This is a genomic window from Candidatus Avedoeria danica (assembly GCA_016703025.1).
Lineage (GTDB): Bacteria > Chloroflexota > Anaerolineae > Epilineales > Epilineaceae > Avedoeria > Avedoeria danica.
In genome coordinates, this window is the sequence record JADJCV010000005.1 from 123532 (window position 1) to 143064 (window position 19533).

Sequence of the window (19533 nt, forward strand, 5' to 3'; positions counted from 1 at the left end):
GCCGGCGATGGTAGCACGCCCGTCACGCGTCCCGCCGCCGCCGGTGATGGCGTTCGCTTCGTCGCCGCACCCCGGTCCATGCCACCGCCAGGGCGAGGATCATCGCGGTGAGCGTCGAAAGCGCGATCCCGGCAATCGCCCAGCGGTCCGTGAACCGCAGCGTCACGGCGTGCTCGCCCGGCGGGACGGCGACGGCGATGAGCGCGACGTCGGCGCGGAGCACGGGTGCCGGCCGGCCGTCGATCGTCGCGCGCCAGCCGGGATGCCAGACCTCGCTGAACACGATCCAGCCGGGCGTGCCGCCGTCCGTGCGCACGGCGACGTCGCCGGCGGGGCCGCGGCCGTCGACGCCCGTCGCGCCGTCGGTGCCGTACGGGCCGCCGCCTTGGGCGCCGTCGTGAAGGAGGACGGTTCCGAAGGGGTCGAACGCGTCGTCGCGGAGCTGGACGAGCGCGTCGTCGTCGCTGCCGACCGGGACGGCGCGGAAGGCGCGCCAAGCGTAAGGTGATGGGTTGGCCAGCCCATGGACCGTCGTGCGGAGGTTGCCTTCCCCGACGCCGAGCAACGGCTCGGCACCGTCGATGCGATCCCGCCAGCTGATGACCGCGCTCGTCGCCGTGAGCTGCCAGAAGCGCGCCTCGTGCGCCGGCAGCAGCCCCTCGCGCAGCCGAAGGTAGTGCCGCAGGACGAGCGGGCTGGCGCCGTTCGTCGACTCGATCCCGTGCAGCACGCCGATGTTGCGCGGGAGCCGGTCGTCGTCGTGGACGCGGCCGAGGCCGGCGCTGTTGCGCAGGAGCGCGATGAGCGGCGTCGTCGTCAGCTCGGACGGCGGCTGATCGGCCAAGTTCACCCGTGCGCCGACCGCGTAGAGATCCAGCCAGGCCAGCGCGATGAGCGCCGGCGCCAGCCATCGACCGATCCCTCGACGCTGTGCCTTCCACCACGTGCTCGACGAAGCCCGGACGAGACCGCCGCCGGCGAGCATCGCCAACGCGAAGCTGACGAGGAAGGCCGCCCGCTCCTGGCCGCGGAAGAGGGCGAAGCCGGGGGCGAGGTGGTAGGCGGCGTCGAAGGCGATGGACCGGGCGCCGAGGGAGAGGGCGAGGGCGAGGGCGGCGAGGGTGAGCCAGAAAGGGGTGGGATTGTGGTGCGCAAGGCCCTCTCCGTCCGACGGCCTAAGGCCTTCTCCCCCCGACCCCCTCCCACCCCTCAACCACCCCCACCCCGCCCACCCCGCCAACACCAGCGGCACCACCCCCACGTACAACGGCGACCATTGCGTCAACCCCGGCACCGCCAGCCCCAGTAGCTCGCGCGGCGGGAAGCCGTGGCCGAGCATCTCGTAGCTGGCCGCGGCGCGGTTGGAGAGACGGAGGAAGTGGGCGGCGGGCAGCCAGCCGGCGGCGGAGAGTCCGAGGGCGGCGACGGCGGCAATCGATAGCGCCGCCCAGATGCGGCGCGGCGTCCGGCGCCACGGCCAGGTGCGCCAGAGCGTCCACGCGACGCAGGTGTACGCCAGGTAGAGCGTGGATTGCGGGTGGCCGGCGAGGATGGGCATCGCGAGGGCGATCGCGAGAAGGACGACATCGGCGATGCGTCCGCGCCGTTCCTCTGCATGGCCTCCGGCGATCACCCGCTCGATGGCCAGCAGCGCCAGCGGCAACCACGCGTTGCTCTCCAGCACCGCCAGCTGCAGCGGCGGGTACCCCGTCACGTACCCCCCGAACGCGAACGCCACCGCCGCCATTACCGCCCCCCCGCGCGCACCGAACACGCGACGGGCGAAGGCGTACATGAAGACGGCGGTCAAGGCGATGTGGGCGACGGCTTCGAACTGCAGCGCGGCCACGCCGACACCGCCGGTCAGCGCCAGCGACGCGCCGACGACGGCCAGGCTCGGTGGGTAGGCGACCGCCGCCTGGATATCCGCCCAGAACGGGCCGCCGCTGAAGGCGTACGGGTTCCACAGCGGCAGCCGGCCGTTCGCCAGCGCGCTCGCCTCGAAGCGGGCGAAAGCCAGGAACTGGTCGACGAAGTCGCCGTCGACGAACCAGCGGCGATGCGGGGCCGGGGCGAAGAGGGGCCAGAAGTAGGCGAAGGCGGCGGCGGTGAGGGCGAGGGCGATGGCGGTGTCGGTGCGGGTCCAGCGGGCCACCGACGACGGCACACGAGCGTCGTCCGAAGGGATGCTCATCGCACGGGCTCGACATGGACGTCGGCCGCGTGCGACCACGTGAACGCGGGCACCAACGTCGCCTCGTCGTAGAGCACGATCGACAGGTGGTAGGGGCCGGAAGGCGTGGCGGCGGGGATGAGCAGGCCGTGGCGGTCCGTGATCTCATCGCCCTCGAGCCAGCCCGTCGTCGGGGCCGCGCCGGCGGCAGGCTCACGGTCGGCGCTGGCGACGATGTTGCCGGCGTCGTCGACGAGGCGGACGGAGACGTTGTGGGGGCGCCGGGCGGGGGGTTCGTCTCGCCAAGGCGGCTGGTACTTGAAGACCCCACCAGGAAGCCATGTGAGACGAATCGCCCATACTTCGCCGGCGCGCGCGACGAATGGCCGGTCACCCTCCCAGATGTTCACGAAGATCGGCGGCACGGCTGGTCCGCCAGGATAGTCGGGATGCTTCACGTTGACCGCGGGGGTCCCATCGCCGTCCAGCGGCACATACCACCGCTCCAACGTCACGTCCCCGATACCCGTCGACGTCACCGGATACGCGTTCGTCGCCAGCCACCCGTCCGCCCACCCCTTCGCCGCCCCATCCGTCGCCAGCCACAGGTGCGGCCGCCGCCGCGCCAGGTCGTCGATGCGGGCCTCGAACGCCGCGGGATCTTCGACTTTCAGCTCCGAGTTCTTGTCGCTCTGCACGTTCTCGACCTTGAGGTCGGCGCCCGCTGGCACGTAGCGCTCGGTCAGGCCGGACGATGGGCCGTCGAGGAAGACGCGCGACTGATCGGCGGGCGCAGCCTTGAGCACGGCGTGGACGAGGCGGCGGTAGTCCGTCTTCCGCTGGGCCGGATCGGTGTAGTAGCCGGTGAGCGGCGGCACCCACAACGCCACCAGCGCCGCCAGCGGCAGCCAGCCGGCGACGCCGAACCGCCGCGCGAGCACGCGCGCTCCGGCGGCGGTGGCCATGAACCAGACGCCGAGGAGCGGGTAGAGGTAGCGCGGGTGGTAGTCGGGCTTGCGGATGAGGGCGATGGCGGCCACGACGGCCATCGCACCGAGCCACAAGAGCGCCCTGCAGGCGCCGATACGGCGGGTCGATCCGATCTCACCGGCTGTCGAGTCGTCTCTCGCCCGGTCGGCCTCCGCCCGGCTTCGTCGCGCCCGACGGAACCACGCGACGACGCCGGTCGTGAGCAGCCCCAGGCTCATCGCCGTTGCCGCCAACGCCCAGCCGTCCGCCGCCCGTCCCGCCGTGACCCCCGTCTGCGCGCTCCAGGCGACGGCCAGCGTGCCGGGCACGCGAAACAGGGGCAGATCGTCCCGCCAGCCGGGATGGTCGGCGACGCGCAGGGCGCGGGGGAGCCACGGGGCGAAGAGCGCAGCGGCGACGGTGCCGGCGGTCAGCCAGCCGCGGGCGCGGGCGGCGAGCGTCGAATCGCCGTCGGGCGGGACCGAAGCGACGGCCTCGTCCCCCCGTCGACGCGCGGCAGCGACCCGCTCCGATCGGCTGCGCCGCAACCAGGCGATGACATCCGGCAGGCCCCACGCCGCCAACGCCGCCGCCAGCAGGACGCCGTAGTAATGCGTGTAGACCGTTGCCGCCGCGAGCGCCCCGCAGGTCAGCCACAGCGCGCGGGCCGGGCGGCCGGCGCGGGCGCCGGCGCGGGTGCGGGCATCGGCCGCGAGGGCGGCCGCAAGCGTGGCCAGGGTCAGCGTGCCGACGAGGGCGTACATCCGCGCCTCCTGGCCATAGCCGACGAGAAACGGGTTCACCGCCAAGAGCAGCGCCGTCGCGCACGCCGTCGGGCGGTCGGTCAGGCGGCGGGCGACGGCGTAGCCGAGGGGGACGGTGAGGACGCCGGCCAGGAGGGACGGGTAGCGGAGCGCCAGATCGCCGTCACCGGCGAGGCGGGTCCAGCCGCGCATGAGCGTGAAGTAGAGCGGCGCGTGCTCACCGGGGAGGCCGGCGAGCATCGCGCCGAGGGCCGTTCGGGCGCGGTCGAGCGTGATGTCCTCATCGCTCCACAGGCTCTGGCCCGCGATGTCCCACGCCCGCAGGCCCGCCGCCAGCAGCGTGCACGCTACAAGCCACGAGCGGGTGCGGACGGAGCGATGGACTGTTGGCATCGCGACATTCTAACGGCGGCCACCGATTGGTGGCCGCATCGCCGTGCCGCCTGGCACACCACCACTGCAGAGTCTTCGGGTTCCGCACTCTGGCGGCAACCCCGAGCGTATCCCGTGGTGGTGTGCTAGGTCGTCTTCTGCACCCAGACGTTGCAGTAGCCGCCCGGGTTGATGGACCCCGGTACGACCTTGCACGTGCCACATGCAGCTGGGTCAGCCGCGGCCACGTTCTGCTGGCAAGTGGTGCACGACTTGCCCTCCTGAACCGACTTCTCCACGTACCCCAGCGCCGTCCGCTGCGCCTTCTGTGCATCGTCGAGCGCCGAGACATCATCGCACTTCACGCTCGCGGCCGACTTCTCGCCGTCCACGCCGTCGTCGCCGCCGCAGGCCTGCAGCGCCAGGCCGGACGATGCGGCCAGCGCCGTCCATACGCCCACGCGGTGGATGAACGTCCTTCGGGTCAGGGATGCTTCCGTCATTTGATGGTTCCTCCTCAAGGATTCGAAGCGTCGCCGGCAACGGCGAGGCGTGTGGCGATTAGGGTACGCCCGTCACGGCACGTTGGGATTGTGCCGCGGTCTTGATTCGGTCGCAACGGCCAGATGGCCAAGTGAACCCGTGGCCGCCGGGCCGCCTTCAACGTACCGCCCGACGGCTCACCCGACGGCTCACCGCACCTCGACCGCCGCAACATCCGCCGCCCCATCCGTGTCCCCCGGCAGCCCCAGCCGCTCCCCCGTCCCGGCATCGTACCAGCCGACGTGCAGGCGGAAGCGTCCGGGTGGGACATCGTCGGGCAGGCGCAGGACGTAGCGGTCGATCACGGTATCGCCCGCCTGCCAGCGCGAGGTCGGCAGCGAGCCCGCCAGCGGCACGCCGTCGTGCTGGGCGATGGTGCGGCCGTCGGCGGCGACGAGGTGGGCGAAGGCGGTCCAGTCGCGGCCGGGTGCGGCAGCGGCGCGCCAGCGCAGGGCAAGGTCGATCGACGCGGCGTCGTCGCTGCACAGCAGATCGTCCACCGGCGGCAGCGCGTCGCACGACGGGCCGCCCGCAACGGCCAGAAGCGTCAGCCCGTCGAACGCGGTGTCGGCTGCAACGACGTTGCCGGTCTCCTCGGGCACGGCGTCGATCCGCAGCGTCCGCCAGCCGGCTGCGGCGCGCGATTCGGCCAGCCGCAGCCGCGGCCAGCGCTCGAGCACGGCCTGCAGCGCGTCGCCTTCGACGTCGGCATCGAAGGCCAGCCAGGCGTGGCCGACCGCCGGCACAACGAGGCCGCCGGTCGCGTCGATCGGCGTGACGTCGACACCGTCGAGCAGGAAGCGGTACACCGAGCGCTCGAGGATGACCCGCGACGGGAAGACGCGGCCGGTCCCGGCCCCGGCGAGCGCCCGCAGCGCGTCGGCTTTCGCCCGCGTGGACGCGCCAAATGCCTCGGCGGCCTCGGGCGCATACGCGTAGCGGCCAAAGTAGTCGACCAGCGTCGACGCGCCGGCAGGGATCAGCAGGACCGCCAGCAGCAGCGCCGGCGACCGGCCGACATCGCCCCGGCGCGCGATCGCGATGTCGATCGGTGCATCGGCGCGCCGTCGTGAGGCCTTCGTCAACGTCGCCGCCAGCATCCGGGCGGCGGCACAGTAGCCGAGCGCCGGCACGACGAAGGCGATGGGCATGAGTCCGACACTGCGCGAGAAGTTCGGCGCGCCGCCGGTCAAGACCGCCGGCAGGGCCAGTACGATCAGCCAAACGGCGACGAACCCGGCGAGGGCGCCGCCGTCGGGCCGCGTCGAAGCGCGCGATCCGCGGGCACCCGATGCCAGGACGCCGGCCCCGACGACGGCCATGACCGCCGTGACCCCATCGAACACCGGCCGGCCCTTGACGTTGTGGTACCACGAGTCGCTGCCGTCCCAGAAGAACGCCCGGAACGTTCGCAGCGCGCTGAGCGTCACCCGCCGGGCCAAGCCGCCGGACCGGTTGTCGGCCTCGAGAACCGACACGCTGACGCTGTGGCCGAAGAACAGCTCGCGATGCGTGAGGGCGTACGCGACGAGCGGCGCGGACACGACGGCGGCGGTCGCCGCCAACGTCGCCAGTCCGGCGAGCCGCGAGCGCGCCCGGGCAACGTCGCCGCGCCGCCACGCCGTCAGCGCCTGCCCGCCGAGGACGAGGACAGGCACGAGCGGCATCAGTCGCGCCGCGGGGTGGGCATACAACGCCGCGCCGAGGATCGCGCCGGCGAGGGCGAAGCGGGGCCATGGTTGCGGTCGACGACCTGTCGGCTCGTTCGCCGAAGCCGTCGACGCCGCCCGCCACAACGCCCACGCGAACGCACCCCCCAGCAGCGGCATCAGGATCCCGCGGATGCCGATCCGGCTGAAATGCAGCGGCCAGACCGACACCGCCATGAGCACCGCCGTCGCCGCCGCGACGAGGCGCGGGCGGGCCGTCGGCAGCGCGCGGGCGAGGCCGTAGGCGACGCCGACGGCGGCCGTGCCGGCCAGTGCCGATGCCAGGCGGAGCGCCCATGGCGTCGGACCCCACAGGCCCACGGTCACCGCCTGCATGTAGCTGAGCAGCGCCTCGCGCCCGTTGTTGCCCGCCAGGTACAACGGCCGCGCCCCGCGCAGGATCGCCAGCGCGTCGACGCCGTTGTGCGCCTCGTCGACGTGCAGGCCGGGCGGAACGGCGCCGAGGCGCCACAGGCGCAGGGCGAGGGCGACGGCGACGATTGCAGTGAGGGCAATCACCTCGGCGCCGGACCACGACGACATCCGAACCCCGGCGCGCCCAGGCAAAGCACGCCCAGGCTGCGCGGTCACGGCCTCACCATTCCGGCCGCCAACCCTACCGCCCCTCGATCGCGATCGGCCGCGGGCAGAACGCGTCTTGCCCGTCCGTCGTCGTGAGGCGCGCACCGGTTGCCCCGTCGTACCAGCCCAGGCACAGCCGGACCGCGCCGGCGGCGGCGGCGTCGAGCACGGGTCGGTACGCGTCGATGATCACCTCGCCGCCCTGCCAATCCATCGTGCGGTAGCTGGCTTGGCCCGGCTCGCGGTCGTCCTGGCCCCAGTTGATATCGCCGGGTCCGAGGAGGTGGACGAAGACCGTCAGGTTGGCGGGCGTCGGCTCGAGGGCGCGCCAGACGAGGGTCAGCGGCAGCGCTTCGCCGGGCCGTGCCGCACCCGCCGTGTACCCGACGAGCTCGATCGCCCCGCCGAAGCGCAGCTGCGTCCAGATGACGGGCTCGAGCGGCGCGTCGGTCGGTGGGGCGAGGTCGCCGAAGGCCGCCGCCGGGACGCGGAGCAGCTCGAGCAGCGGGTTGCCTTGCGCGTCGTCAACCCGTTCGGAAGTCGCTGGCGCGTCCCCAAGGAAGCCGCGCACCTCCTCCGCCCACCCCGTCTTCTCGGCCTCGCGCGCCGGCATCGCCACGACGACGTCGCGCCCGTCGTCGGGATAGACGATCGTACGGCGGGCGTCGAGCTGGCCGATGCGCGTCGTCGCGCTCCCTTCACCCGACGACCCTTTCTCGCCCGACGCATCGATGATCCGCCCGGCATAGGCGGGGTCGTCGACATACTCCATGAAGTCGGCGGTGGCTTCATCGACGGCTGCTTCAACGGCCGCGCGGTTCAGGTAGTCGATCGTGGCGTGCGTGGCCCAGACCGGCGCCAGGTAGACGGACGCTTCCGCGGCGCGGGCGCGCAGCGCGGCCAGGGCATCGAGCTTCTCGACGTCGTAGCTGTAGTAGACCTGCGGGTCGCGGGCGAACGTGCGGAAATAGTCGTGCGCGGTAAAGGCGGCGGACAGGGCGATCACGGCCGCGATCGCGCCGGCGCGCGCGCGGTCGCGAGCCGCGGCGGGCGGCACCCGCCGCGCGATCGCCCGCAACCCGAGCGCGACGAGCAACGCGATGACCGGCAGCGCCGCCGTCGAGCGCGAGAAGTTCGGTGCGCGGTCGGACAGCACCGTCGGGACAAGCCCGACGACGAGCCAGAACGCACCGAGCACGGCGTGCTCGCGCCACCGCGCCGCCCACCGCCCGCGCCCGATCAGCGCGCCGGCCGCGATCCCGACGCCGATGACGAATGCCAGCCCGGTCACCGGGTCGAGGAGCGGCCGGTAGGGCAGGTTGTGGAACGTCGACGGGTCGCCGGCCACGAAGAAGGCGCCGGCCACCGCCGCCAGCTGCGCCCCGAGCGCCGCCACGAGATTGCCGCCGTGATGCGCCGCCGCGACGGCCGCCAGCCCGACATCGCTGGCATGCCCCGTGAACTGCTCGGGATGCCGCAGGAAGTAGAGGCCGACGGGCGCGAACAACACGACTGCCGTCGCCCCGGCGATCCCAAGGGCCTGCACGTCGCCGCGCACCGACCGACCGCGCGTCACCACCGCGCGCCACAGCACGTGCCCGACGAGGATCAGCGGCAGCAGGCGGCCGGTGGGATGGGACCACGCGGCGGCGGCCAGCCCGACACCCACGACGACCGCCCCCCCCCACGCCACGCCCCGTAGGGGCAGGCCCCCGTGCCCGCCCGCCTCCGTCCCCATCCCCCCAACGCGTTTCCCAACTTTCGCCCGCCCCCCGCCCCCCGCCGCCGGCATGTCCCCCACCCCCCCCACCACACCCCACCAGACCCCCACCACGATCATCGCCCACAACGGCGCCACGATCGTCCGGATCCCGTACCGGCTGAAGTGAACATGGGCGTACATCACCGCCAGCGACGCGCCGGCCAGCCGGCCGAGCCCCCGATCGCCCGTCCAGCGGCCGATGCCCACGAGGACGGCGGCAACGGTGAGGACACCGATGAACGCGCTCGTGAGGCGCAGGGCGAGGACGGGGTGGTCCAGACCGAGTCCGCCGAGGAGCAGGGCATGGGCGTAGGAGAGGAGCGCCTCACGGCCCCCGTTTTCGGGCAGGAAGAGCGGGCGGGCGCCGTGGACGATGCGCGCGGCGTCGATCGCGTTGTGGGCTTCGTCGAACTGAAAACCAGGCGGCACGGCGCCGAGGCGCCACAGCCGCAGCGCAGCCGCGCCGAGCACGATCCCCAGCGGCACCAGACGGCGCCGCATCAGCCGCCGCCCACGGGTGATTCGGGCGCCGCAGGAGGGACGATCGTCGTGGACGCCACGACGACCATCTGCCGGCCGCGGTCGTCGGTGATCGGGTTCACGTGCGGCGCGGCGGCCGGACCGTCGGGATAGGCCAACGCGTACCAGCCGAGACGGAGGACGGCCGATCCGACCTGCGCATCGGCCGGCACGTTGAGCCGATGGCGGCTGAGGACGACCTCGCCCTGACGCCAGCGATCCGTCGGGTAGCTCCCGCCCGCCGGCAGGCCATCCCCGTTCGCGATCCCGTCGCCCCCGATGGTGTTCAGCTGGACGGCCGTGCTCAAGCTCGGCGTGGTCCGCCCGCCGGCCAGCCAGGCGATCGTCGCCGTCACGCTGCTGCCGGCGGCGATCCGCGTCGGCAGCGCGACATCGAGGAACGTGATCGCGTCGTCCCAGCGCGCCGGCTGCGGCGAGCGGCGCACGGCCCGCCCGATATCGATGCCCACGACCGCGCCGCGCAGCGCCCCGACGTCGGCCGGCGGTTCGGACAGCGCGCCGACGCGGGTCGTCAGGCGGACGTTCGGCAACCCGACGGCCGACCAGCCTGCCAGGGACGCCCCCTGCTCGGCCGTCCACGGCAAACGCGCGAGGTCGACGTAGCGCGCCTCGCCCCGCCCGTCCGCGTCGGCCGGCACGGGCACGACGAGGCCGTGCCGCACGTCGATGCCCATCGCCGGGCGGGCCGCTGCGGCGCGGTAGGTGGCATGGTCGGCGGTGAGCGGCGATGTGAACACGGCCGGCGCGGCCGGCAGGCCGTCGACCCAGCGCGCGAACGCCTCGATGTCGGCGTCGAACGCGATCCGCGTGACTGGGTCGACCGCCCAGGCGCGGTAGGCGCGGGCGGTCGACCCGGCGGTGCCGGCGACGACGAGCGTTGGAACGAGGACAGGGATCCACGAGGCGAGGCGGACAAGCCGCATCGACGGCGCACCGCGGCGGGCAAGGGCGGCGTGCAGGCCGCCGCCGACGGCATCGCCGACGGCGACGGCGCCGACCGCCGCCAGCCAGGCAGCCACCGGCAGCACCCCGATCGCCCGTGAGAAGTTCGGTGCGCCGTCCGTCAGAACGGAGGGCAGCACGAGGCCGACGAGGGCGATGACGGCCAGCACCGCCCAGTCCCGACCCCGCATGGCCTGTCGGACCGCAAGCGCAAGGCCGATCAGGAACGCGGCGCCGCTGACGAATTCGAACGCCGGCCGCCCGGGCACGTTGCGCCACATCGCGGCGTCGCCCGCCACGTTGAACATGCCGGCGACGCGGGCGGCGTTGTCGGCGACGGCGGCCAGACCACCGCCCAGGATCGAGACCTCGACCGCGTGCCCCGTCGCCTGCCACGGATGGGCCAGCCACTGGACAACGAGCGGCAACGCGATGAGGGCGCCGACGGCCGCCGCGATGCCGAGCGTCCGCAAGGCGGTGCCATCGCGACGCCGCGCTGTACGCCAGAGCGCGTGCGCCGCCGGCAGGGCGATGAGGGCGCGGCCGGCCGGGTGGGCGTAGGCGGCCAGGCCGAGGACGAAGCCGCTGTCCATCGCCGCGCGCCGCCGCGCGTGCGGCTCGTCGGCCGTCGCGGCGCGCGACCACCGCGCCAGCAGCACGGCGACGAGCGCGGGCAGGAGGATCGCGCGGATGCCGAAGCGGCTGAAGTGGAGGTGCCAGTACGTGGCGGCCAGCAGCGCGGCGGCGGTGAGGGCCGTGCGGCGGACGCGCCGGGCATCGACGTTGGTTCCGTCGCTCGCGTCGGTGCCCGGCCCGATCGATCGGACCATCCACCACACCAGCGGCACCGTCAAGGACCCGACGAGCGCGCTGGCCGAGCGCGCCACGCCGAGGCGGTCGCCGATCAGGGCTAGAAGCGGCGCTTGCAGGTAGGTGTACAGAACGTCGCGGCCGGCGTTGGCGGGCAGGAAGATCGGCCGCCAGCCGTCGATCACGGCACGGGCGTCGAGGATGTTGAACGCCTCGTCGACGTGCAGCCCGGGCGGGACGCTGCCGAGGAATGCGAAGCGGGCGGCGGCGGCGGCCAGCGTGAGGACTGCGAGCGTCAGCAGCTCGAGGGGCAGAGCCTCGCGGCGGGCGACGGGCGGTGCAGGGGCGGGATCGGGCATCGCGCGCTGTCGACGCCGCGCGCGGCGACTAGAGTCCCAACTCCGCCATCAGCTGCTGGCACCATGCATTGACCCGCGGGCGCGACTTGTGGCTCTCGTTGTCGTCGTCGAGGGCGAGGCCGACGAAGTGGCCGTCGACGACGCCCTCGCTTTGGACGAAGTTGTAGTCGTCCGTCGGCCAGAAGCCGTACAGCTCGCCGCCCTTCTGGACGACGACATCGCCCAGGATGCCGAGCGCATCCATGAAGTTGTTGATGTAGCCGTTCGCGTCGCCGACGCCGAAGATCGCCACCTTCTTGCCGCCGAAGTTCACGTTCGGCAGGCTCGGGAACTGGGCCTTCCAGTCCTCCTGGAGCTCGCCGACGTTCCACGTCGGGCAGCCGATCATGATCAGATCGTAGCCTTCCATCGTCTTGAGGTCGGCCGTCTTGACGTCGTGCAGCTCGACCATCCCCGGCTGCTTCTTGTCGAACTCTTCCTTGATGGCCTGCGCCGCCGCGCCGGTGTTGCCCGTCGTGCTGCCGTAAAAGACGCCGATCTTCATGGTTCGCCTACCCTCATGCTTCAGTCTACCCCGTGCGCGCCGCACGTGCCTGCGCACGCGCCGCGATCATCGCTCGAATCTTGGCCTTGCGGTCCTCGGGGATCAGCCCGCCCATTCCGCGCGGCGCGTCCGCCTTGGGCGCCGCGGCGGCGACCGGGCCGCTGTCGGCCGGCGCCGCAAAGCTGTCCGGGCTGCCCTCGATCGCCGACACCGTGCTGACGACCTCGCGCACGCCCGGCATCGCCCCGATCAGCGACTCGGCCCGGTTCTTCATCGACTCGGCCGCGGCGAGCGTGTCGGCGAAGATCAGTCCGCCGAGGTACACCTTGCCGAGAAGGCACTTGACGGCGATATGGTCCGTCGTCAGGTCAAGCGTCTCGTCCATCGCCAGCTGCATCGCGATCTCGTGCTCGACGTCCGTGTCCGACACCAAGCGGTTCACGAGGCGGCCGACGCCCGGCACCTTGCCTGCGATCTCGCTGGCCACCGCCTTGAGCATCGCCCCGCGGATGTTGCCGTCCAGGTAGACGACGTCGCCCTCGGCATGCACTTCGACACGCGCGTTGGACTGCCGGATCGGACCGTATGACCAGAGAGCCCCCTCCACCGCCGTTTCCAAGCCCTGCACGACATGTTCGCTGGGGTGTTCGATCTCATGGGCGGACGGGAGCGCGGGGGCCATAGCCTTGGTTCCTGACGTTTGGTCGGCCGGATGTGGGCGGTCGGGGATATGAGCTGTCGGTCGGGAGTCGGCGACCGGCGAGCGAGTATACCGCGCCGCGGACCAAAGCCTCAAGCGCGGGCCTCGGCCACCACGAGACGCGCCGCCGCAGCCGTCAGCACGTCTCGCAGGGCCTCGGCATCGCCGCGCGCCAGAAAAGGGATGACCAGCGCGTGCTCGCCATCCGTGCGGCCGGCGGTGTCGATCCGCACGGACGCCATGCCGGCGCGGCGATCGAATGGCGAGGCGTGGAGCGAGACGGACTGGATCTTGCCCAGGCGGGCGAAAGCCACCGTGCGCCGAATCCAGCCGTTCCGGACCGCGAAGACATCGTCCGTCAGCGCCCAGCCGAGCCCCGCCGCCGTGCGCGGCGCGTCCAACAACGTCCAGCCGCCGAGCACGACGAGCGCCGCCGGCCCAAGCCAGCGGGCGAACGGCACGGGGGCCGATCCGATCGCGACCAGCCCGATTGCGACGAGGGCGGCCACGATCCAACCGCGGCGGCGCATTCGCCCCGCCGCGCCCGGGTGCACGCCCCGCCACGCCAGCGCGCCGATGTCGAACCCGGGCTGGACCTCGGCCAACAGGACGTCGAGCTGGTCGCGCGGCCAGATCGGCGCGAGCCACGTTCGCTTGCCGGACGCTTCACCCTCGCCCGGCTTGCCGCCGCCCGCCGTCTCGACGCTGACCGCGATGCGGTCCAGCCAGCGGTAGAACGGCGAGTCCCAGATCGCCACGCTCTGGATCCGGAACCGCGGGATCGTCGCCACGTGCCGGGTAAAGAGGCCATAGCGCGCCCGCAGGTCGTCGCCGTCGCGCGTCAGCGTGAAGCGCCAGAGCTGCGCCGCCGTCCAGAGCGCGCCGATCACGGTGAGGACCGCGACGAGCGCCGCCAATAAGGCGATGCCCGCCGCGACCGCCAGCCACACCAGCCCCAGTTCATCGAGCCGGAACAGCTGGCCGTACCAGCCGATGACGTTCGACGGCGCGAACCGGTCCCACCAATCGTTGCCGGCGCCGGCCAACTCGAGCACGTTCCAGCCGATACCGATCACCGCAAAGAACAGCGCCGCCCGCTGATTCCGCGTCAGCCCGTGGGCGATGACCTCGACCGGGCCGAGTTGGACGATGGGTGCAGGCTGCGCCGGTTGAACGTCGATCGGAGCCCCCCCGCGCCGCGCCAACACGAACCGCCGCAGCGCCTCGACCTCGCCGAGCCCGAGCACCCGCATCGTCGCCTCGGCGCCCTGGCCGCTGGCGGTCTCGATCCGCACCTCGGCGACGCCGAGCAGCCGATGGAGCACGTTCTGCGCGGTATCGACGTTCTGAATCCGGGCATATGGGATCGTTCGCACGCTGCGCGAGAGAAGCCCCTCCTCGATGATCAGCTCGTCCGGCGCCATTCGGTAGCGATAGCGCGCGTAGCCGACGATCTCGGCAGTGAGCGACATCCCGAAGAACGGCACGAGCCACCACAGCCATCCCAACTCCCCGGCGAACGCGCCGGCCGCCGTCGCCAGCACGGCGTTGCGGATCGTGCGGCCCGCCAGGAAGACGATCGACAGCGGGTGGAGCCGCCCGACAGCCTCGTCGCCGCCCACCACCGGCTCAAACGGCGTCGTCATCGTCCCCCCGCACCAGGTGGTCGCGGACCGCCCGAGCGATCGCGACCTCCAGCCCGCCAAGCTCGACCGTCGCATCGACCGTGCCGGCCGTGTGGACGACGAGCTTGGCGACGCCGAACCGCCGCTCAACCGGCCCTTGCACCACATCCGTGTGCTGCACGCGCGACAGCGGCACATCGATCTCCTGCCGCCATAGCACGCCGCGTCGAATCCGCAGCGCGGCGCCGTCCAACCGCCAGCGCGTGAAGGGATGGCTGTAGGCGGGCCACCACTGCGTGAAGGCGACGAATGGAAGCGCGGCCAGGACGGGCAGGCTCGCGGTCCACTCCCATGGCGGCTCGATCGCGATCCGAAGGATCATCGCCCCGACCGCGGTGCCGCCGAGCACGCACGCGCCGACGATCCCGCCGACGATCCGTTCGACGGTGACGTGGCGCGGGCTCGTGCCGCGCTCGGTGCCGTCGGCGATTGAATCGTCCATCCAGCGGCTCCTTGGGATGCGGTCGAGATGCAGGGCGGGCGGCGGAACACGCATGATCGAACCGCCATCCCTACGGTCCACCGACATCGACGGTTGCGCCTCACCGTAACCCCTGCCGTCCCCCCGCGTCAATCCATCCGATGCGCCCCCGCCTCGCCGCCTCTGCCTGCCTCGTGATCGCCGCCGCTGGCGCGGCTGCCCTCGCGCGGCTCGACGCGCTGCCTGGGCGGCGGGTCATCGCACAGACCGCGGCCACGTCGACCGCCACCGCCTCGCTCGCTGCCCCGGCCACGCCGCTGCCCGACGGCTTCAGCCTCGCCGCCGTTTGGGAGCCCGAGGTTCCGTCCGGCAACCGCCTGTTCCACCCGGCGGGCATCGCGTTCGACGCGACCGGCCGCCTCGCCGTCGCCGAGGCCGGCAACCACCGCCTGACCTGGTCCCGCACGAACGGCGAGGGGTTCCTGCCGAACGAGTCGGCGAAGCGCATCGGCGGCCGGGGCGACGTGCCGGGGCGGTTCGTGGCGCCCGAGGACGTCGCCGTGACCGGGGCGGGCGACCTCTTCTACGTGGCCGACACCGGCAACCGCCGCGTGCAGGTGATCGACGCCGCCGGCAACGGCGTCGCCCAGTGGGATGATGTCGGGCTGCCGCGCGGCATCGCCCTCGGGCCGGGGGTCGGCGCGGACAACGAGCCCGTGGCGGACGGCCGCGTGTATGTCAGCGACGCGGAGGGGATGCGGATCCTCGTCTTCGACCCAGCCGGCATCCGCCTGGCCGCCTGGGGCCGCCCGGGCCGCGGGCCCGGCGCGTTCGACACGCCCCTCGGTCTGGCCGTCGCGCCGGACGGCGACCTCGTCGTCGCCGACCACGGCAACCAGCGCCTGCAGTGGCTCGACGCCGATGGGTCCGAGGGGCCGGAAGGCGCCCCCGTCGGCTCGCTCGACCTCGACAACCGAGCCTCGCCCGGCGGTGCGCCGCAGGACGTCGACGTCGACGCGAACGGCGACGTGTACGCAGCGGTCGACCGCGCGATCCTCCGCTTCCGCATCGTCCCGCCACCGCCAGCGACGCGCACCGCGGCGCCGCCGCTGCCGACGAACGCCCGCACCCGCACGCCCGTCCCGACCGCGACACCGCGCCCGACGCCGACCGTTCCGCCCGGCGCCGGCGTCGCGGCCGACCTCGAGTTCGCCGAGGCCGTGCCGCCGGTGGCCGAGGTGATCGTCGCGCCGTGCACGCCCGGCGCGTGCGGGCCGCAGAACCCGCGGGCGATGGGCTGCTACCGCCGGCAGGTCGAGGCCGGCAACCACGAGGGCATCCAGCGGCTTGACCTGCGCCCCGGCGTCGGGCTGGCCGTCACGTACGCGCCGTCGACGCGCTGGCCGGACCGCGTGATCGTCTACCCCGCCCTGCGCGGCGGGCCGGGCGCGCCGCCCGACCGCGGCGGGATCACCCGCGCGGGCGATCAGAACGTCACGGTCTGGCCCCGCCAGTGCCGCGACTACGACGGCGCCCAGCGGCGCCACGCGACCGACCCCGACCGGATCGCCGCCGCGGACGATCCGTACTACGCCCGGGTAAGCGACAGCACGGATGAGACGCATGCCTGGAAGAGCACGGGCCTGTGGTACGACACGTCGCGCCCGTTCGTCGGCGGCCGGGGAATCGACATCGCCGCCAGCCTCGGGCTGCCGCAGGTGACGGCCGTGCTCACCGGCAACCAGATCCAGTTGTCCTCCCTGCGCTGCTTCTCGGGCTCGGGGGACGATGTCTGCCCGCCGCGGCCGGTGAACATCCTCACGGCCGCCCAGATGATCCGCCGCGACCGCACGAACGAGTGCCGCCGGTCGCTGCCGATCCCGTGGCGCCCGCTCGTGCCCGACGGCCCGTGCATCCCGGCCGACGCGTGGTGGAACATCGCCCTCGCGGCCGGCGGCGGGACGATCGGCCAGGCGGTGCGCCCCGAGGGCCGCGTGAACGCACCGCACAACTACAGCGTGGCCGTCCTGAACGCGGCGGAGCAGCGGGTGGCCATCCGGACGCTGTGGGTCCTGCCGCCGGACGCCCCGACGCCCGCCGGCGGCGGCCGGCCGCGCGGCCCGGATCAAGTGCTGCAGAGCGGCGACATCCGCCTTGGCGCCCGCACCGATCCGTTCCGCGCCTGGGCCGACGTGGCGTACGACGTGCGCGGTGATCTCTGGGCCCTGTCGCGCGACGGCACGGTCCGCCACTACGACGCTCGCGGCCGGGAGCGCGGCGCGCAGGCGTTGGAGGGCCTTGGCGGCCGCACGGCCGAGTCCCTCGGCATCGGCCCCGACGGCAGCCTCGTCGTGCTCACCGGCGACGGCTGGGTCATGAAGTTCGCGCCGCACGACGACCGCCCGCCCGTCCCGACCGCCACGCCCACCCGCACCCCCCGCGGCACGCCCCGCGCCACGCCGACCCCCCGCTCGACGATCCCGCCGACCCCGACCGCCACCCGCCCGCCGCGCGCCGCGCTGATCGCGGCTGTCCGCATCGCCGATATCGCCGGCCCCGGCCGCTACCGCGACGCCGCCGTGGCACCGGACGACCGCGTCCTCGTGCCGGACGGCGCATCGGACCGCATCGTCGTCCTGCAGCCCGACGCGCCGAGCGCCGAGGCGACGCCGCCGCCCGCGCTCGCCGGCGGGCCGTGCCGCTTCGAGCCCGCCAAGAGCGCCGACCCGGCCCGCCTCGCGCTCGGCGGGACGACGGACGTCACGCTCAGCCTGATCGGCGACTGCGGAACCGCCCACACCGCCAAGGACGTCGTCATCGCGCTGGACGCCAGCTGCCAGATGGGCGGCGACCGGCTGCGGTTGGCGCGCTTGGCCCTCGCCGGCTTGGCGGACGCGATGGTGCTGTCGAACGACAGGATCGGGATCGTGACGTTCAACGACGGTGTCGGTGACGCGCGCGTCGTCGTACCGTTTACGACGGACCGCGAGGTGATCAGGACTTTCGCCAAGGCCTTCACCGTCGACTGCCACATGAACGCGGCGTGCTTCAACGCGCGGATGTCCAAGCCGCACATCGGCACGTTCCTCTGGCCGTACGCCTGCACGACGGACGGCCGGATGAGCGACGGGCTGCGCGCGGCGCGCGAAGCGCTGTTCGGCGCGGCGGGGCGCGCCGACGCCGGCAAGGCCGTCGTCCTCCTCTCGCCCAGCCTGTTCGACACGCCGCGGATCCTGGCGATCCTGGCGCAGGAACCGGACACGTTCGAGCCGCCGTTCACCCCAACCGAGCAGGCGCTGTGGGAAGCGGACCGCAATCCGCTCTTCCCGATCCCGCCGCAGGGCGAGCGCGAGCTGGCGCGGTGGGAGGCCGGGCAGCTGCGCGACCGCGGCGTCGAGATCTGGACGAGCGGCGTCGGCCAGGACAGCTTCGGCGGCGGCCACCCGCCCGACGAGGCGCTGCTGGCGGCGCTGGCGTACCCGGCCGACCGCTACCGCCCGGCGGCGGCGCCGGCCGACCTCGTGCCGGTCTTCAGCCAGATCGGCCGGACGATCGCCGCGCGCGTCCTGGCCCGCCGTCTTGTCATCGTCGACCGGATCCCGGCGAACATGGCCCTCGTCGCCGGGTCGGTCAACCCGCCCGCCGAGTTGCTGCCCGACGGCGCGCGCCCCGACGCCGTCCTGCGCTGGACGCTCACCGACATCCCGCTCGGCGGCGCGCCCGACCTGACCTACACCCTTCGCCCGCTCGAGCCCGGCCGTCACGCCACCAACCTCGACGCCGTCGCCGACGGCACGGACGGCCACGGCCACGCGGCCCACGTCGTCTTCCCGGTCCCATTCGTCGAAGTCCTCGGCCCGCCGACGGCCACGCCGACGGACGAGCCGACCGCCCTGCCCCCCACCGCCGGCCCGTCGCCAACCCCTGGCCCGACGGACACGCCGACGCCCGCGCCCACGCCGACGGCACGCCCGACGCGCGACGGACCGGCGTTGGCCTTCCTCCCGTTCGCGCTGCGCGCCGCGTGCAAGCCGCAGCCCCGGCCGGTCGACGTCGTGCTGCTCGTCGACACGTCGTCGTCGATGGAGGGCGACAAGCTGATCGCAGCCAAGGATGCCGCCATCGTCTTCGTCGATCAGCTCGACCTCCGCCCGTCCGCCGACCGGGCCGCCGTCGTCGGCTTCGACGAGACCGCCCGCCTTGACCGCCCGCTGACGACGAGCCGCGGCGCCGTCGTCCGCGCCCTCGACGGCCTGTCGACCGCGCCCGGCACCCGGCTCGACCTCGGCCTCGACGCTGCCGCGGCCGAGCTGACCGGCCCGCGTGCGCGGATCGGCGCCGACCGGGCGATCGTCCTGCTGACGGACGGCCGGCCGCAGGGCGGGACCGAAGACGCCGTGCGCGCCGCCGCCGAGCGGGCGCGGGCGGCGGCAGGTGCGGGCCTTTGGGCGATCGGGCTGGGCGAGGACGTGCTGGCCGACGTCCTCGGCGAGGTGACCGGGGACGAGACGCGCGTCCACCTGGCGCCGGGACCGGACGAGCTGGCGGCGATCTACCGGGCCGTGGCAAGCGGCATCGTCTGTCGCTGACCCAATGGCAGTCCGTGGTGGACGCGCTCGACGGCCGGCAAACCCTGCCGATTCCGGGGTGGCTGTTGA

Annotated in this window: 11 protein-coding genes; 1 reads left to right on the top strand and 10 read right to left on the bottom strand. The window is 73.5% G+C overall.

The window, feature by feature from the left end; all coding sequences use genetic code 11:
- Positions 1 to 22: 22 nt before the first annotated feature.
- The 10 genes from IPG72_14965 to IPG72_15010 all read right to left on the bottom strand — a co-directional run bounded on the left by IPG72_14965 (position 23) and on the right by IPG72_15010 (position 14896).
- The gene (locus IPG72_14965) at positions 23 to 2194 is read right to left on the bottom strand and encodes a YfhO family protein (GenBank protein MBK6770276.1); all 2172 of its coding nucleotides are present in this window, start codon (positions 2192 to 2194) and stop codon (positions 23 to 25) included.
- Positions 2191 to 4299, bottom strand: a complete 2109-nt coding sequence (locus IPG72_14970; protein MBK6770277.1) for a glycosyltransferase family 39 protein — start codon at positions 4297 to 4299, stop codon at positions 2191 to 2193. The genes IPG72_14965 and IPG72_14970 overlap by 4 nt, the downstream gene beginning before the upstream one ends.
- A gap of 125 nt (positions 4300 to 4424) precedes the next feature.
- Positions 4425 to 4781: a hypothetical protein gene (locus IPG72_14975; GenBank protein ID MBK6770278.1), complete on the bottom strand. Its 357-nt coding sequence runs from the start codon at positions 4779 to 4781 to the stop codon at positions 4425 to 4427.
- Positions 4782 to 4970: 189 nt separating this feature from the next.
- Positions 4971 to 7073, bottom strand: a complete 2103-nt coding sequence (locus IPG72_14980) for a hypothetical protein (protein MBK6770279.1) — start codon at positions 7071 to 7073, stop codon at positions 4971 to 4973.
- Between the two features lie 73 nt (positions 7074 to 7146).
- Positions 7147 to 9375: a hypothetical protein gene (locus tag IPG72_14985; protein MBK6770280.1), complete on the bottom strand. Its 2229-nt coding sequence runs from the start codon at positions 9373 to 9375 to the stop codon at positions 7147 to 7149.
- On the bottom strand, positions 9375 to 11525 hold the full coding sequence (locus tag IPG72_14990) for a hypothetical protein (protein ID MBK6770281.1): 2151 nt from the start codon (positions 11523 to 11525) through the stop codon (positions 9375 to 9377). The genes IPG72_14985 and IPG72_14990 overlap by 1 nt, the downstream gene beginning before the upstream one ends.
- A 28-nt stretch (positions 11526 to 11553) precedes the next feature.
- Entirely contained in the window at positions 11554 to 12069 is a 516-nt protein-coding gene (locus IPG72_14995; protein MBK6770282.1) for a flavodoxin, read from the bottom strand.
- A gap of 25 nt (positions 12070 to 12094) precedes the next feature.
- The gene (locus IPG72_15000) at positions 12095 to 12751 is read right to left on the bottom strand and encodes a BON domain-containing protein (protein ID MBK6770283.1); all 657 of its coding nucleotides are present in this window, start codon (positions 12749 to 12751) and stop codon (positions 12095 to 12097) included.
- Between the two features lie 110 nt (positions 12752 to 12861).
- Positions 12862 to 14415, bottom strand: coding sequence for a PH domain-containing protein (locus IPG72_15005; protein MBK6770284.1), 1554 nt, complete (start codon positions 14413 to 14415; stop codon positions 12862 to 12864).
- The gene (locus tag IPG72_15010; protein MBK6770285.1) at positions 14399 to 14896 is read right to left on the bottom strand and encodes a PH domain-containing protein; all 498 of its coding nucleotides are present in this window, start codon (positions 14894 to 14896) and stop codon (positions 14399 to 14401) included. The genes IPG72_15005 and IPG72_15010 overlap by 17 nt, the downstream gene beginning before the upstream one ends.
- Positions 14897 to 15036: 140 nt before the next feature.
- Between IPG72_15010 and IPG72_15015 the strand changes: the two genes are divergently transcribed.
- Entirely contained in the window at positions 15037 to 19464 is a 4428-nt protein-coding gene (locus tag IPG72_15015; protein MBK6770286.1) for a VWA domain-containing protein, read from the top strand.
- Positions 19465 to 19533: the final 69 nt, after the last annotated feature.